At 62.7% G+C, this 14,366-nt stretch carries 15 protein-coding genes and 1 pseudogene; 5 read left to right on the top strand and 11 right to left on the bottom strand.

What is annotated here, in order from left to right; genetic code table 11:
- Positions 1 to 59 precede the first annotated feature (59 nt).
- Both DI041_RS21225 and DI041_RS09355 read right to left on the bottom strand, forming a co-directional pair.
- Complete coding sequence (locus DI041_RS21225; protein WP_004139657.1) at positions 60 to 233, bottom strand: hypothetical protein; 174 nt, start codon at positions 231 to 233, stop codon at positions 60 to 62.
- A 9-nt stretch (positions 234 to 242) separates the two neighbouring features.
- Positions 243 to 1,055 (bottom strand): alpha/beta fold hydrolase, encoded by an 813-nt coding sequence (locus DI041_RS09355; protein ID WP_136639557.1) that lies wholly within the window; start codon positions 1,053 to 1,055, stop codon positions 243 to 245.
- A gap of 222 nt (positions 1,056 to 1,277) precedes the next feature.
- Here DI041_RS09355 and DI041_RS09350 point away from each other — a divergent pair, with 222 nt between their 5' ends.
- Positions 1,278 to 1,757, top strand: a complete 480-nt coding sequence (locus DI041_RS09350) for a nuclear transport factor 2 family protein (RefSeq protein ID WP_136639556.1) — start codon at positions 1,278 to 1,280, stop codon at positions 1,755 to 1,757.
- Between the two features lie 75 nt (positions 1,758 to 1,832).
- A complete protein-coding gene (locus DI041_RS09345) occupies positions 1,833 to 2,225 on the top strand; it encodes an XVIPCD domain-containing protein (RefSeq protein ID WP_136639555.1) in 393 nt (130 codons plus the stop codon).
- Between the two features lie 28 nt (positions 2,226 to 2,253).
- Here DI041_RS09345 and DI041_RS09340 read toward each other — a convergent pair whose 3' ends face one another.
- The 9 genes and pseudogenes from DI041_RS09340 to DI041_RS09300 all read right to left on the bottom strand — a co-directional run bounded on the left by DI041_RS09340 (position 2,254) and on the right by DI041_RS09300 (position 12,578).
- Positions 2,254 to 2,949, bottom strand: coding sequence for a hypothetical protein (locus tag DI041_RS09340; protein WP_046987003.1), 696 nt, complete (start codon positions 2,947 to 2,949; stop codon positions 2,254 to 2,256).
- A gap of 204 nt (positions 2,950 to 3,153) precedes the next feature.
- Positions 3,154 to 4,299 carry a YncE family protein gene (locus DI041_RS09335; protein ID WP_136639554.1) on the bottom strand — a complete coding sequence of 382 codons (1,146 nt, stop codon included), beginning with the start codon at positions 4,297 to 4,299 and terminating at the stop codon, positions 3,154 to 3,156.
- Between the two features lie 165 nt (positions 4,300 to 4,464).
- On the bottom strand, positions 4,465 to 5,391 hold the full coding sequence (locus tag DI041_RS09330) for an XVIPCD domain-containing protein (RefSeq protein WP_136639553.1): 927 nt from the start codon (positions 5,389 to 5,391) through the stop codon (positions 4,465 to 4,467).
- Positions 5,392 to 5,587: 196 nt separating this feature from the next.
- Positions 5,588 to 6,268, bottom strand: coding sequence for a helix-turn-helix domain-containing protein (locus DI041_RS09325; RefSeq protein WP_136639552.1), 681 nt, complete (start codon positions 6,266 to 6,268; stop codon positions 5,588 to 5,590).
- 125 nt (positions 6,269 to 6,393) lie between these two features.
- Positions 6,394 to 9,747 carry an XVIPCD domain-containing protein gene (locus DI041_RS21220; RefSeq protein WP_169050360.1) on the bottom strand — a complete coding sequence of 1,118 codons (3,354 nt, stop codon included), beginning with the start codon at positions 9,745 to 9,747 and terminating at the stop codon, positions 6,394 to 6,396.
- Positions 9,748 to 9,778: 31 nt separating this feature from the next.
- A complete protein-coding gene (locus tag DI041_RS09315) occupies positions 9,779 to 10,420 on the bottom strand; it encodes a DUF1629 domain-containing protein (protein ID WP_136639551.1) in 642 nt (213 codons plus the stop codon).
- 93 nt (positions 10,421 to 10,513) lie between these two features.
- Positions 10,514 to 11,158 carry an imm11 family protein gene (locus DI041_RS09310; protein ID WP_136639550.1) on the bottom strand — a complete coding sequence of 215 codons (645 nt, stop codon included), beginning with the start codon at positions 11,156 to 11,158 and terminating at the stop codon, positions 10,514 to 10,516.
- Between the two features lie 87 nt (positions 11,159 to 11,245).
- Complete coding sequence (locus DI041_RS09305; protein ID WP_136639562.1) at positions 11,246 to 11,887, bottom strand: DUF1629 domain-containing protein; 642 nt, start codon at positions 11,885 to 11,887, stop codon at positions 11,246 to 11,248.
- A 98-nt stretch (positions 11,888 to 11,985) separates the two neighbouring features.
- Positions 11,986 to 12,578, bottom strand: a pseudogene (locus DI041_RS09300) (imm11 family protein).
- Between the two features lie 221 nt (positions 12,579 to 12,799).
- On the opposite strand from DI041_RS09300, the gene DI041_RS09295 reads away from it, so the two are divergent.
- The 3 genes from DI041_RS09295 to DI041_RS09285 all read left to right on the top strand — a co-directional run bounded on the left by DI041_RS09295 (position 12,800) and on the right by DI041_RS09285 (position 14,347).
- Positions 12,800 to 13,009 carry a hypothetical protein gene (locus tag DI041_RS09295; RefSeq protein WP_136639549.1) on the top strand — a complete coding sequence of 70 codons (210 nt, stop codon included), beginning with the start codon at positions 12,800 to 12,802 and terminating at the stop codon, positions 13,007 to 13,009.
- Positions 13,010 to 13,100: 91 nt separating this feature from the next.
- Complete coding sequence (locus tag DI041_RS09290; protein WP_136639548.1) at positions 13,101 to 13,526, top strand: energy transducer TonB family protein; 426 nt, start codon at positions 13,101 to 13,103, stop codon at positions 13,524 to 13,526.
- 452 nt (positions 13,527 to 13,978) lie between these two features.
- The gene (locus tag DI041_RS09285; protein WP_136639547.1) at positions 13,979 to 14,347 is read left to right on the top strand and encodes a hypothetical protein; all 369 of its coding nucleotides are present in this window, start codon (positions 13,979 to 13,981) and stop codon (positions 14,345 to 14,347) included.
- Positions 14,348 to 14,366 lie beyond the last annotated feature (19 nt).

Below are 14,366 nucleotides of genomic sequence, written 5' to 3'. Positions count from 1 at the left end.
GATCCACGCCATGCGTGGATGGATGCAGAGCGGAGTCGAGCATGGCTCGACTCCACAGATCAGGATCCGCGTGGCAGCTTCGCCGCCCACATGTTGTCCACCAGATTCGGATAACGCCGCCCGTTCTCTTCCGCACGCTGCCGCGCCGCCTCCTTCTGGGCGGCCGACAGCGGTTGCGATGTCTGGCCCTTGGGATTGGGCTTCTTCCAAGGCGGTGTCTTCGGTTCGCGCATCGCGGCAGCTTACCGTTTCAGGAAGTTCAGCAGTGCCAGATTGAAGTGATCAGCATGGCTGGTGTTGCAGCCGTGCGGCGCACCTTCCAGGATCACCACTTCGCTGCCCGGAATGGCTCGGTGTGTGCGCTCGCCAGAACCTTCAAACGGCACGATGGCATCGCTGTCACCGTGCAGGATCAAGGTTGGTAACGCGATCTTCTTCAAGTCTTCGCGGAAGTCGGTGGTAGCAAACGCCTTCATGCACCCCAGCGCCGCCGTCTGATCGGACTGATGGCACAGCGCGATCGCCGCCTGACGCGTCTCTTCGGTCACCATCAGCTGGCCATTGGCACTGAAGAAATCGCGGGTAAAGCCATCGAAGAACGCCTCGCGATCCTTCTCCAGACCGCTGCGCATTTCATCGGCCTTTTCCTGGGTGAGCGGCCCTTCCGGATTGTCGTCACTGCGCAGCAGATACGGCGGCACCGCAGCAGCAAACACCACGCTGTGCAGGCGATCCTGCCCGTGATTGGCCACATAGCGCGCCACCTCACCGCCGCCCATCGAGAAACCGACCAGGGTGACGTCGCGCAGGTCACGCTCCTCGATCAACCCGGCCAGGTCCGCCGCCAGCGTGTCGTAGCCGTAGCCCTCGGCCGGCTTGTCGGAGCGGCCGAAGCCGCGGCGGTCGTAGCTGATCACCCGATACTGGGCATCGCGCAGGATCGACACCTGCGTCTTCCAGGCATCGGCGGACAGCGGCCAGCCGTGGATCAGGATGACCGGGCGACCGTCGCCACCGGTGTCTTCAACGTGCAGGCGGATGCGGGAAGCAGGCATGGGAGCTCCTGTGGAAGGGGAGGCTTTCAGGCTATTGGCCGCCGCCTATCGCGACCGTGATGGAATCGTCGGTCGCCATGACATCGCCTGCACAGGCGACGCCGCCTCGGCCGGGCCGCCAATGCGGGCATTCGCTCCGCGGAAAGCCCGTTTCGTCGCAGACCTGCTGCAGCGGCCCAGATGCCATGCGAGCTTGCGCGAACCATCCTTGGAGCTTCCGCCATGCTGCTGCTCACCCTGCCCCTGCTGGCTGCCGGCCTCGTCGCCACAGCGCCGTCCACCGATGACCTGCGCGAACAGATCCGCCAGGCGGATACACAGTTGTTCGCAGTGGCGTTCGAGGCCTGCGACGCCGACAAGGCCGCCGCGATGACCACCGAAGACATGGAGTTCTTCCATGACAAGGACGGCAAGTCGGCCAGCAGCCGCGAGGACTTCCGCCGCAGCGTGGCCAACATGTGCAGCAATGCGCGCAAGGGCGGCTGGAGCCTGCGCCGTGAACTGGTGGAACCTTCGTTGCAAGTGTTCCCGCTGCACGACGAACGGGCGCTGGAGATCGGCGACCACCGCTTCCATGAACGCGGCAAGGACGGCGTGGAGCGCTGGGTAGGCCAGGCCCGCTTCATCCAGGTCTGGCGCCGCGTGGATGGGCGTTGGCTGGCCGAGCGGGTGATCAGCTACGACCATCGGCCGGCGGACTGACCCCTCGGGCGCGCTACACGGGCCGGATCTATACTGACCGGGCCCACCACGACCCACCGCTACCGTTCGATCGCCATGGCAGACATCACCCCCAATCACCCCGACTATGGCCTCAACCAGCAGGTCCGCCAAGGCGTGGCCGCACTGGACGCCCAGCACGGCCGTCCGTTCGACCAGACCAGCGAGCGCCTGACTGCCAGCCTGACCGTGCTCGCCCGCGAACAGGGCCTGCAGCAGGTCGACCATGTGCTGGTCAGCAATGCCACGGCCAACCAGCCGGCCGGGCACAACATCTTTGTGGTGCAGGGCGACCCGGCCAACCCCGCGCATCTGCGGGCGATGATGCCGACCGCTGTGGCGGCGCAGACGCCGGTGGAGCAGTCGATGCAGAAGCTGGGGCTGGCGGCGCAGCAGCAGGTCGAGCCGGAGGCCCAAGAAATGCAGAATCCCGCGCCGCGGATGGGGTAAGCAGGCGCGGAGGCGGTTGCTCTCTCTGCTACTTGAACTCCGGAACGAACAGCCCTTCCCGCTTCAGGATGTCTCTGGCCTGCGTGACATAGCTGCTCACCGTCAGTCGATCCAACGGAAACATCTCGCCCTTCTTCCTTGCCGGCAACAACCTGCCTGCCTCGGCAAGACGGCGTGCTTCGTGGTCCTTTCTGGCCTTGTCCCCGCTCACATCGCCGTGGACCTTCAGCAACTGCAGCGAACAGGCATAGAACATCTGTACCTTGCAGTCGGCAATGAACGCATCCAGTGACATTGCCTTATCCTGTCCCACAAAGAACGGCCGGAACTTGTTGTAAAGCGCCTTTGCATCGCGCGGCTCCTGCGCCCGGATGTAGTCCGCCAACGTCCTGTCAACATTGGATACGTTGTGGATGTACTGATTCCTGATCTCGGCAACGGCCAGAAACAGAGTCTTCTGTTTCGTGTCGACGTATCCAAGATCGCGCAGCAGCTCGATCCTTGATGCCTGCGTCATGTTGCTGACCACTCGCCGGGCCTTCGGCTCTCCCAGCGCTTCAACGATGGCGTGGGTGAAGGTGCCTTCAACCAGCTGCGCCAGCTTCGAGGTGAAGCTCCACGAGTTCTCTTCAGCGTAGAGGTCTACGACGAACTTCTTCGAGATCCCAAGCTCTTTGCTCAGCCTCTCAAATGCCAGTTCAATGAACTTCCTGTTGTCGCTCATAACGCCCCCGTTTCAGAAGCAGTGAAGCTACAGCCGCAAGACGATTACAACAAGCGGCCACCCCCTGCTTTTGCAACACTTCCTAATCCAACGCTCTACGAGCTACAACACTAGAAAGGGACCCGCTCCACGACCGAACTAGAAAGGGACCCGCTCCACGACCGACGGCCGAGGATGCGGGCCCCATCAATCCAGCGCGAACGCTTACAGCTGAATCCGCGCCACGCTCTCGTCAGCGCCCTTGTTGTCCTTCTCGCCGTTCTTGATGCTCACGAACAGCACGTTGTTCTTCGCATCCAGCGCCAGGCTGTTCGGGTGGGTCGGCACCGTGTACGTGGCCACCTTCTGATAGCTGTCACTGTTGTAGGCGGTCACCGTGCCGGCTTCGCGGTTGGTCACGTACAGGCGCTTGCGCGGTGCATCCAGCAGGATGCCCAGCGGGCCGGCATCGGTCGGAATGCTGGCCAGTTCCTTGCCGGTGCTGCGGTCCAGCACCAGTACGCGCTGGCCCGGATGCTTGCTGACCAGGCCGCTGCTCTTGGCCTGGTAGCCGCGCAGGAATTCCGAGCCCTGGTCGGTCACGAACAGGCGCTTGCCGGCCGGGTCCAGCGCGATGTTCATCGGCTGCTCGGCGGCGATCTTGTGCTGCGCCACCACCTTGTTCGAATCGGTGCCCACCACCACCAGATCGGCCAGCAGGTTGCTGGTGTAGACGCGCTTGTTGGCCGCATCCAGCGCCAGGCCCGGCGCCTTGGCATTGCCCAGGCCGTCGATGGTGTTGATCACCTTCAGCGTGTTGGTATCGATCACGAACAGCACGCTGCTCACGTCCGGCTGGCTGCTGTGGCCGGTCACGTACAGGCGGTTGGCGGCGCTGTCGACCACCAGCTCGCGCAGGTCGTGGGTGTAGGCGGCCTTGCCGTCCTTGCCGGTCTTCTTCTCCATCAACTGGATGGTGCCGACAGCCTTGTTCTGCGCGGTGTCGACCACGGTCACCGACAGGTCCACGGTGTTGCCCACGTACAGGCGGTTGTGGGCGTCATCCAGCACCACGCCGAACGCCTTGCGCTCCAGCGGGATGCGGGTTTCCACGGCCAGCGTGGTCGGGTTCAGGCGCAGCACCTGGGCCGGGCCGGCGTCATCGCCGAAACCGCCGGACGAGGCCACGAACACGGCGTTCTGCTTCGGGCTGTAGGCCAGTTCGTACAGGCCCTTGGCCACGGCCTGGCGCTGCACAGAGGCGGTGGCACTGGCGGCGGGTGCGTTGTCGGCGAACGCGGAGGGCGCGCCGAGGCTGAGCGAAACGGCAACGGCCAAGGCGGCCGAGCGGAAGAGAGGATTACGGAACATGCGAGCGTCCTTGAATGGGCACGGGAGGGTGTCCTGGCTCGCTGGGCCGTTCTACGACGGCCCGACCTGCATCTGTCTGCGCGGGGTGGGCTGGCTGGGTAGCGGGGGAATGGTAGCAGGTGGGGGGCGTGGCGTGCGCCGGCGCGCGTATGGCAGGCGCGCGGATTACTGCTCTTTCAAGCGCAGCGAATCGGCCACATCGGTCTTGGCCGCCACTTCGGTGGCGATGCTGGCACGGCGGTGCGCCGGGTCGTTGCGGTCGCCCTGCACGATGAAGATGCTTTCGGCGACATGGCTGTTCCTGGTCGGCTGGCTGAGCAGCACGTGGTCCACACGCGAGAGATTGTTCTGCTTGGCCAGCACCAGCAGGCTGGCACTGATGCGCTGGCTGGCCGCATCGAACGGGCGGCCATGCGCGGCGTCCAGCTCGGCCACTTTCTGGATCAGCTGCGCGAACAGGCGATGGTCCGGATGCGAGGGGTCCAGCAGCGTGCCGGCCACTTCAATCGGCGTCGGCGGCGGCTCATCGCTGGCGCGGTCGCCCTGGCGATGATGTTCGGCCTCGCGCTCGGGCATCGCATGATGGGTTTCGGCATTCAGATCGCTGCCCGGGAACGGTGCGGCAATGCACTGGATTTCCGGCAGGTTGAACAGCACCGCGAACTCGCCAAGATTGCTGCCGCCATCCAGCGGCGCCGGCAGCGGATGCAGACCAGCGTAATGCAACGCCGCCCAGACGAAATCGCTGCAGCGGTTGATGGTGGCCGGGCGATCCACATCGAATTCGAACTCGGCCGGTTCCTCAGCGAAGTCACGCAGACAGCCGTAATGCTCCTCGGTGATTTCCAGGGTGCGGCTGTAGTACGGGTCCAGATGCTCGTCGGCATCGTCGTGGCGCACCTGCGCGTACTGCACACCGGTGCGGGTTTCGCCTGGCGCATGGCGCCGTGGTGCGAAGCCGTAGCTGTGGGCCTCGTCGTCTGCGGCTACCTGCAGGTACATATGGCCGCGCGGCGAGATGCCCCCGCTCTTCAGTGGGGTGCCGGGGGCGGCCAGGTACAGCGTTGCGGTGTAGCGTGTTGCCTGCTCCATGCCTGTTCAGCCTTGATGGGTGCTGCGGTCCTGGCCGGATGATGGCATAGGTGGGATGGGGGGCAGGTGGAGAGGCCCAAGCTGCGGGATCGGCTTGCTGAATGTGTGAACCAGACGGCAATCCCGCGAGAGCGGGTACTGCAACCGGTGATCGTTGCGCCGGTGACGTGATTGCACGCCACCCAGCGCGGAACGGTCACTTTCGCGAGTGGGCGAACGTCTCCATGCGGATGTTCAGAAGATCGTTGGCAAAGCCACGAACCATCAGGGCTTCGAGATCATCGATCATCCCCGGGTCCACGTCGTACGCACTGAAGTACCCAGCCAAGTCGAACAGCTCGAGACTGACCCGTTTCGGCTGGCGAAGCTTTTCGTAGCCTGGCTTGAACTCCCGATTCCGATCAGGATGGCTAACCAGCGAGATGGACTGTACATCGCGCCGTCGATTGAAGGCCAGGTTAATTTCCTTCCAGAGCGATTGCTCACGAGCCTTTCCGACGTACAAGGCCTGGCCACGGGAATCATAGAAGATGTAGATGCCACAGCTATTTTCAAGCTCGGCCTTCACTCCCTGCGCATACTTGCTCGCGCCCGAACCACCGTTGAAAACCTGCCAACTCTTCTCTTGCTTGGTCAGGCACCGGTCAATCGTATAGAACTCTACAATTGGCTGGATCGCCCTGAACTGCGACTCATCCACGGCCGCTTCCCGCGACTTCGCCAACGCGGAAGCCACCTGATTGGCACTAAGGTCCTCGTCGCGATTCTTCCAGTTGATCAGCGTTCCCACTGATACCCCCAGAGCAGCGGCCAGCTCACCCTGCGAGGTGGTTCCCAACTTCCGGGTCAACGATTCGATCAGATCTGTTGCTTTCATTGCGGATCCATCTGCATTCACAATTCATCGAAAGCTCATCGATGAGCTTCGGCCCCGCGCGCAACGCACGCGCGTAACGCCCTATCGGCAGCATCCACCTGAACTTGAGTGCACGTTCCATCGAATCACATACTCGCCGCACGAATCTGTATATCGTGCTGCACCCGTTGGTCTTCCAGCTGCTGATCCATCTGATTTGCAAGCGCGCGCTGATGCGCTTCACGGCTGACAGAGTCGAACTGCTGCAGTGACTCCTCCACCGGTGTCTGCGCCGCCATCTCGGTCGGAATCGCAGCGCGCTGATGGGCCGGATTGCTCGGCTCGCCCTGCACCACGAACAGCGTGTGCCCGGCAGAGTGCTCGTGCGTAGCGTTGCTCACCAGCACATGGTCCACCCGTTCCAGGTCGTTGTCCTTGGCCAGTACCAGAAGGCTGGCGGTCATGCGTTCGCTGACTTCATCGAAGCTGCGGCCGTGCTTTGCATCCAGCGCTTCCACGCCCTCGCGGATCTGCTGATACAGCGCATGATCGGGGTGACCGGGCTGCGTGGGGTCCTGCAGCGCCCGATTCGGGGCCGATGCCTCATCCGGTGCGGGTGCGGGCGCGGCCGGCTCAGGGCTTGGCGCTATCGTGGGCTCGGCAGGAACAGTGACAGCCGCAGTGACGGGCTGAAGGTCATCCAATGGAGCCGGTTCGGGCTCTGGCACGTGTTGTGCCGCTTCCTGCTCCAAAGGCCATGGATCGCGCGCAGGCTCAGCAGGCAGCGGCTCCTTGAAGGGCACCGGCTCGACCTCCTGAACTGCCATGTCCTGCTGTGGAGTGAGAGCAATCACAGGTGCAGCCATCTGCTCCGGCTCCGGCTCCGGTACCTGCTCTGTGCGCTGCGTGGGCACCGCCCGCGTTGCCGCTGCCAGAGGCGCGGCAGCGTGTGGCGTCGCGCGCTCAGGTGCGGCCGGGTGCGCCTGCATAGGCTCGGTGGGCTCCGGCGTCTGTGAGGCAGTACGGTTTTCGGTGGGCGCCTCGCTGTTTGGATGGGGCTGAGGTTGGGGCTCCGCCTCACGCCGCGGCGGATCGCGCTGCTCGGCGTGCCGCTGAGGCGCGGGCTTGTCCTGTGGCGCGGGCGTAGGTGGTGGTGCGACCGTTGTCGCTGGCGACGATGCCGCAACCGTCGCAGGCGCGATGGGCTGCGCAGTCGCCGGCTCTTCAGGCCGCGCTTCCACGTTCCCGCCCTGCTCCGATGGTTTGTCGCCATGTGCCACCTGCGCGGCCGCTCGTGCAGCCTGCCCTGCATCCACCTGTGCAGCACCTTGCCGATTGGCCTCCTGCAGTGCCTGCCGGTAAGCCTCCTGCTCACCCGCCGACAGCGCGGCAATGCGCAGCTCGGGCGAGTCCGGTAACGGCGCCTGCTCATTGGCACGCGTCCGCACCTCATTCCATGCGGCCTGCAGCTCCTGCGTGCTGGTGGTCGCGACGGCGCGCGCCACGCCATCCTGACCTACCTGGTAATGGGTGATGGGCCGGGAGGCGCCCGCGTTGCCCTCGGCTGCGGGCCCCAGTTCCTGCAGCGTGGGACCCGTAATGCCGTGCTGCTCGCGCGTGCGTGCCGTGGCCAGCGCAATCGCTTGCTCCCATGCCGGTGACAGCGCAACGCCCGCAGCGTAGTAGCTGTGGCGCAGCTCGTTCTGGTTCATCTCGCCTGCCGATGGCAACGGCCGCGCTTCCAATGCAGCGATGTTCTGGTTGAAATGCTCAAGCGATGGTTGCTGGATGGTGCGGGTCAGTTCCAGCTCCAGCGCCATGTTGCCTGTCGCTGCTTGGCCGGCGTGCGTCCATTGGCCAGCCTCATCGCGTTGGTAGCGCTGGTTGTCCGAGCCAAGAACGGCGTCGCTCTCGGCGCGGGCCTGCTCCACCGCTTCGGGCACCAGCGGCACGAAGTCGCTGGCACGGGTGGCGGCGCGCGCCTCCAGATAGCTGGCGGCGATGCCGGCCTTGCCATGGGCGATGTTGCTCTCGATGCGCTGCACTGCCTCGCGATTCAGCTCGCTGGCGCGTTCTGGGCTGGCGGTCTGCGTCTCGTAGACACCCCGGTCATTGGCACCGGACACACCGATCTTGACCTGGCGTGTCCATTGCTCGGTCTGCGCATCGCGGTGCCAGTTGGGATTGTCCAGGCGGCCCTCGCCGTCCCGCGCCGGGATGCTGAAGGGATCTTGCGGCGGCGGTGCCTTACCCAGCGCCAGCTCTACCGCTTTTACATGGGCATACGCGCCCAGCTCACGGGCCTTCTCGTAGCTGGCACCTACGCTGCGCTCGGCAGGATTGCCCAGGCCGTCGCCCGCACTGTCCATGGCCGCCTGGCGCTGCCAGTTGAGGCCATTGAACTGCCATGTCACGTCCGCCTTGTCGGTCTGCCGGTAGACGGCGCGGTTGTCGAGCAAATCGGCGCCCTTGTCGAACGCCTTGCTCATCAGCAGCGCATCGCCCGCGACGATGGCCGCAGGGACGAAGCTGGAGGTGCCGATCACCGATGCCGTGGCCATGCCACCGATCCACCCACCGCCGTTGCGCGCCAGGGCGTGGGTGAGCTCGGACTGAGCGGCGGTGCCGTTGCCTTCTTCCAGCAGTTGCGAGGTTCGGCGGGCGGTGATCACAGCGTCGGCGCCAGAGGCGAGCAGGCCGCCGGAGCGGATCAGTTGGCTGGTGGAGGCTTCGCCGAGGAGGAGGTCCAATGCAACTCCGCCGCGTTGCCCGACCGGAGCACGAAGGCGTGACGCGGCCTCTTCACCAAGAACAGATTCAACTACAAGAACGCCGCCCGGGGAAATTTGGAGACGCCCGGCGTGATGGGCATCAGCGATGGCATTCGACAATCCGTTGCGCTGCAGCTCGATGTTGCCGCCACGTATCAGCGGCTGTCCGGACCCTTGAAAGTGCTGGAGCGTGTATACAACGCGGCTCTCGTTGGGTGTAACGACGCTCCATTGCCTGGAAAGAACGGAAGACTGCTGGTGGTGCTCCAGCTGTCCAGAGTGCTGCAGGGCGTACTCCTCGGGCCTCCTGTAGAACTCCCTCGTCTGTGCACGCGCCTGATCGGTGCTTTGTCCTAAAGCAGTGTTCGTTCTCAGATCGCCGTTGACCAGGCCGACCTGTGAAATGTCGCTCAACCGATGAACTTTGGCAGCGATGCGATCCATTGCCTCCGGGTCGCCGGCCAGCGCTGCTCGGCCATCCCGGCTTTGCTCGAGGCGGGCAAGATTGGCTTCCAATCCGATTCGATACTCACGAATCGGTCCGCCGCTGTGAGGTGATACACCCAAGGCCTGCGCGAGCGCCTTGTCGTGGGGCATATTGATCAGGTTCTGATCGGCATCGATGTTGAAGCGACCCGCATCAGCCAGAGCCTTGAGCAAGCGACTATTGCCAAGCGTCTGTTGCTCAATGGCGTGATGTTGCTGAAAGCTGGGAACGGCTCGAGGCATCTGGAGGCTCCTTCCGTGCAGCCGCACTTAATCAGATATCTGATGCATCAATGAAAGATATTCCACTCGACTCCGGATCATCCGGCACTCCCGCCGCATGCACAGCATCCACGAACTGACGATCAGCGATTACGAACGTACTGAATGGCGTGAGGAAGACATGCGCTCCTGCCAGAACATCGTTCTTGAAGGCCAAGCTGGCACCGCCTGCAATCGAGTAGAACTTGCCATTGACGAAGTCATCGTCAATCTCAATATCAAGCCGTGAACGATCCTCGTCCACCGCGTCCAGCTCTCTCACTACGTCGCACAAAAAGTGACGTGGGCCCTGCGCGCCATCTGCAAAGCGAACATCACATTCGGCGAATGCGAAGGCACCTCGATCCAACGCGTTCATTACGCGCTGGAGCCGCTCCGAGACCAGCCAGTACCCGCTGAAACCACCCTCCAGATCCCGCGGCGCAGGCCCCTGAGAGGCATCGAACACAATTCGGGGCTTCTCCCGGAGCTCGGGAAATCCACCGTTCTCTGGCCTGAGGATTATCCGAGGTGGCGACAGCAGCGCCTGAACGTTCTCGAAGATCGCTCCTCTGAAACGACGATTGCTTTCCAATTCCGGCGCAAACAGGAAGAATCTTCCCGATTCAGGTTCATTGATTGCCATAGGTTCCATCGTCGTTTTCCTTTGGGCTTCCTGCAATGCGATCTGTGAGAGAGCTTACATCGATCACACTTGGACCTGACAGCAAGGCGGTGTGAAATTCGCTCATACTCTGAATACGTCCTTGAACCTCAGACCGCGCGTTTCTCTGTCACTTCCGATTCCCACATCCCTCATGGCATCCCGGAACATGCGATCGCAGTACACAAGATCGCCGGAGTACGGGCTCCTGAAGACATGACTATCCCTGATTACTTCCCTCTTGAACGCCAAGCTTGCTCCGCCACGTAGGTCGTAGAACTTCCCGCCCGGATAGCCCTCATCAACGATGACCCGGAACCTCGATGCCGCCTCATCGACGGCATCAAGTTCGCGAGCAACCTCACACAGGTAGTACGCTGGGCCCTCTGTGCCGTCCGGAAGCAGGTAATCACACTCCACGAACTCAAAGGCAACGGGATCGATTTCATTGAAGACCTTCTTGAGGCGCTCTGATACCAACCAGTAGCCACTCATTCCTCCTTCGAGGTCCTGCGGTGGATCCCCCAGCATTGGATCGAGCACCAGACGCGGTCTCTGCGCCAGATGAGGAAAACCGCCTTCTTCCGGGCGTATGATCAGCCTGGGAGGCGTCAGCAGTGCGTCCTCATTTTCGATCTCAACGCCGTGCCCTCTTCCCCTTCGGGTCGTGTCAGGCATCAGCAGATAGAACTCGCCAGGCGCAGGCTGATTACGTTCTAACGTGGGCATGTGCTTGTTCCCTTCCGAATTTGAGGCATGTACCGCACTCCGCATACTTGCAGCATCGGTCACGAGCTTGGCGCCGACGGGACCGACTCAGCAGTTCACCACATCTTCAAACCAGAGCCCGTTGGATCTCTTGGCCGTGACGATGCCGGCAGCTTCCACCGCATCCTTGAACGTTCGGTCGCAGAAAACCCCGCCATGGAAGGGCAATCTGAACACGTGGGCCGATCCCAGCGCCTCGCGATTGAACGCCAACCGGACATCACCGGTCAGGCGGTAGTATTTTCCTGCCGCGTACTCATCGCTGATCACGATGTTGAGCTGGGACGCTTCTTCATCCAAGGCATCCAGCGTACGGACCACGTCGCAAAGGAAGTAGGTTGGTCCCTTTGAACCGTCTTCCAAGCGATAGTCGGTATCAGCGAAAACGAACGCGTCAGGGTCGATCTCTTCCATAGCCTGGCGCAGACGCTCGGAGACCAGCCAATAGCCGCTCAACCCGCCTTCCAGATCCTGTGGAGGTACACCCTGCCGCTCCCGATAGACCAAGCGTGGGGTTTCACGCAGTGGAGGGAGGCCACGGGCTTCGGGCAAAAGTATCAGCCTGGGAGTCACAAGCAACGCATCCTCGTTATCAAAGACCACCCCGTGGCCCTTCCCTCCTCGGGTAGCATCCGGTCGAAGCTTGAAGAACTCGCCCTTGCGCGGCTGATGGGTGGAGTCCGATCGCATGCTTTTCATCCCACGTTGTTGATGTGAATCGAAGGCGCTCATAAGCAATTGAAGCGAATATCAAAGGCGCCCAAAAGTCCGGCCTTCAGAACTCTGACTTAGATGCTGGCCGCGTCAGTGAACCAGAGGCCTCGCGATGCACGCGGCCCACCGATTCCAGCGTTCCACACAGCGTCGCGGAGCTCTCTGTCGCAGAAGACGAAGTTTCCCGAGTAAGGCGTCCGGAATATTCTGGCTTGACCTATGACCTGCTTGCGGAACGCCAGACTGGCTCCGCCCCTTAGGTCGTAGAACTTCCCACCTCGATAGCCTGCGTCAGTGATGATCCGAAGTTTCGAGGCTTCTTCGTCCACCGCATCGCGTTCACGGGTTACATCGCACAGGAAGTACCGCGGGCCCTTGGATCCATCGGCAAGGCGGTAGTCACACTCTACAAACTCGAAGCCAGCCGGATCTACAGACACAAGAGCACCGCGTAATCGTTCGGAGACCATCCAGTAGCCGCTCATGCCCCCTCCAGATCCTCTGGGAGGCTCCCCTTCTTTGCCGAGTAAACCAGCAGCGGCTTCTCCGCCATGGGGGGAAATCCCCCTTCTTCTGGTCGCAGGATCAGGCGAGGCGGGATGCGCAGCCGCTTCGCGTTCTCGAACACAACGCCGTGCCCCTTTCCCCCACGCGTGGTATCAGGCATCAGGAGGAAGTACTTGCCAGGAACAGGCTGGTTCGACTTCGATGCTTCCATGCTCTTCCGCCTTCTTTAGCTATGATGCGCCGTAGCGAGTCTGCCCCGTTCTACCCCGACCTTCCACCTCGTGCAATCAGATCACTGCGAGATTCGGAACCTGGTCAAGCATGCGTCCCACGCCTTGAGACGCGCTCCAGCCATCCTCCCTTTCCCCTCTGGAGGATGACATGACCAAGATCGACCCCGCATGGCTGGAAGCCTTCGACAGGGAACTTCTCCACCTGTTCGCCATCGACCACCGCGATGCCGGCATGGATGAGTACTTGCTGGGCTGCTACGCAGACCTACCGCCGCGCGAGGCGGCGCTGGCCTTCGGCAGCGACTACGACCTGGAGCGCGACGATGCGCTGTGGCCACGGCCGGCCGCGCCTATGTGATCCGCGCAGCAGTCCGGCACGCCGGCATTCAAGGCAAGCGATGCCAGGGCATGGCCGCTATGCTGGTAGCGCACCGGAATGGAAACCAAGTATGCCTCGTTTGAACACCCCCCTGGCACTGAACCTCGTTCTGATGCTGCTGGGCGCTACACCTGCCATGGCCATGGCGGCAGATCCGCAGGTTTCCATTGAAGTGTTCGTAGAGCGCGGTGACAACCCCACCTTCGAGCTGCGGCAGGCGCCTGCCGTTGTGTATTCAACGGCCCCTGCTACGCCGTCCGATGCCTTGCTGAAGGTTTCCATGGAGGTGCTGTTGGTTGCTCAACTGGATGAGCTGGGCCACGTTTCCAACGTGATGGTGGCGCAGTCCAGCGGACTGCGGGAGATTGATCGCGCGGCCTTTACCGCAGTGGACCAGTGGCGCTTCGAGCCGGTCGTGGTTGAAGGAGTCGCGCTGCATGCGCGGGTTCGGGTCCGTATGACCTTCGTGCCCACGGCCGAGGCGCAGCCCGGCTGAACTGCTGCTCCAATCTGTCGTAATTGGTCCTACGCCGTGGGCCTGGCTGTAGGCATCCTGCGCTTGGGGCCAATAGCGCCAAGCCCCTCAAGACCGTTGCGGCGCAATCGCTTGCCGGCTTAACACCGTGTGCGACAATCCCGAAAGCGTCAGGACTGGCAATCGTCAGCTCTGCAGTTTCTTGGCATCTGGCCTCTACGCGGGTATCTCTTGGCGTGCCACCGAAAAAGGGTGGCGCGGGACTCGAAAACCCGTCTATGTACCAGATGTATGCGCTTGCCGGCCGGCGTCACCTTTTGTGTGGCGCCGGCTGGCAATCCGTTCGCGTTCTATGGCGGGCGGTGCGTGGGGGCCTTCGTGCCCGCCGGTCTGGTACTTACCGGTTTTCGAGCCACGCACCGTCCGCCGCCTTTATTGGTGGCGCTGCTATCTGTCCTGTACGGAGCATTGCCATGAACACATCGGACTTCCGTTCCCTGCACGCGCAGTACGATCCGGACAACGCCGAAGCCGAGCGCGAACCGTCCGTCGATCCCAACACCTTCGTTGCCACGCTGCGCCGCATCGGAACCGGTGCTGCTGCGGATGGCCAGCCTTGGCCGGAACGGCATCAACTGCCGGGGCGTTGCCTTCAGTTGGCGGATGCGGATTGCGCGCTGGCTGGGCTGCGCGTGGTGGCGGAGCTGATGTTGGCTGCGGAGCGAACGCGGCAGAATGGTGCGCCTGAGGAGTACCTGGGGGATCGGGTGATGGAAGGGTTGAAGATGGCGTGTGTGGCGTTGACTGCGCAGGTGGCTGAGCGGTTGGCGGTGCAGGAGTAGCTTCCTGTTCTGAGGGCGA

This window comes from Stenotrophomonas maltophilia (assembly GCF_004920835.1).
Taxonomy (GTDB): Bacteria; Pseudomonadota; Gammaproteobacteria; order Xanthomonadales; family Xanthomonadaceae; genus Stenotrophomonas; species Stenotrophomonas maltophilia_AQ.
The sequence above is the reverse complement of the archived record's forward strand: the minus strand, read 5'-3'. Positions and strand labels throughout refer to the sequence as shown.

Bases quoted from the DNA above. Each gene is read 5' to 3' on its own strand.
- DI041_RS21225 (WP_004139657.1), bottom strand. From the start codon at position 233: ATGCGCGAACCGAAGACACCGCCTTGGAAGAAGCCCAATCCCAAGGGC.
- DI041_RS09355 (WP_136639557.1), bottom strand. From the start codon at position 1,055: ATGCCTGCTTCCCGCATCCGCCTGCACGTTGAAGACACCGGTGGCGAC.
- DI041_RS09350 (WP_136639556.1), top strand. From the start codon at position 1,278: ATGCTGCTGCTCACCCTGCCCCTGCTGGCTGCCGGCCTCGTCGCCACA.
- DI041_RS09345 (WP_136639555.1), top strand. From the start codon at position 1,833: ATGGCAGACATCACCCCCAATCACCCCGACTATGGCCTCAACCAGCAG.
- DI041_RS09340 (WP_046987003.1), bottom strand. From the start codon at position 2,949: ATGAGCGACAACAGGAAGTTCATTGAACTGGCATTTGAGAGGCTGAGC.
- DI041_RS09335 (WP_136639554.1), bottom strand. From the start codon at position 4,299: ATGTTCCGTAATCCTCTCTTCCGCTCGGCCGCCTTGGCCGTTGCCGTT.
- DI041_RS09330 (WP_136639553.1), bottom strand. From the start codon at position 5,391: ATGGAGCAGGCAACACGCTACACCGCAACGCTGTACCTGGCCGCCCCC.
- DI041_RS09325 (WP_136639552.1), bottom strand. From the start codon at position 6,268: ATGAAAGCAACAGATCTGATCGAATCGTTGACCCGGAAGTTGGGAACC.
- DI041_RS21220 (WP_169050360.1), bottom strand. From the start codon at position 9,747: ATGCCTCGAGCCGTTCCCAGCTTTCAGCAACATCACGCCATTGAGCAA.
- DI041_RS09315 (WP_136639551.1), bottom strand. From the start codon at position 10,420: ATGGAACCTATGGCAATCAATGAACCTGAATCGGGAAGATTCTTCCTG.
- DI041_RS09310 (WP_136639550.1), bottom strand. From the start codon at position 11,158: ATGCCCACGTTAGAACGTAATCAGCCTGCGCCTGGCGAGTTCTATCTG.
- DI041_RS09305 (WP_136639562.1), bottom strand. From the start codon at position 11,887: ATGCGATCGGACTCCACCCATCAGCCGCGCAAGGGCGAGTTCTTCAAG.
- DI041_RS09295 (WP_136639549.1), top strand. From the start codon at position 12,800: ATGACCAAGATCGACCCCGCATGGCTGGAAGCCTTCGACAGGGAACTT.
- DI041_RS09290 (WP_136639548.1), top strand. From the start codon at position 13,101: ATGCCTCGTTTGAACACCCCCCTGGCACTGAACCTCGTTCTGATGCTG.
- DI041_RS09285 (WP_136639547.1), top strand. From the start codon at position 13,979: ATGAACACATCGGACTTCCGTTCCCTGCACGCGCAGTACGATCCGGAC.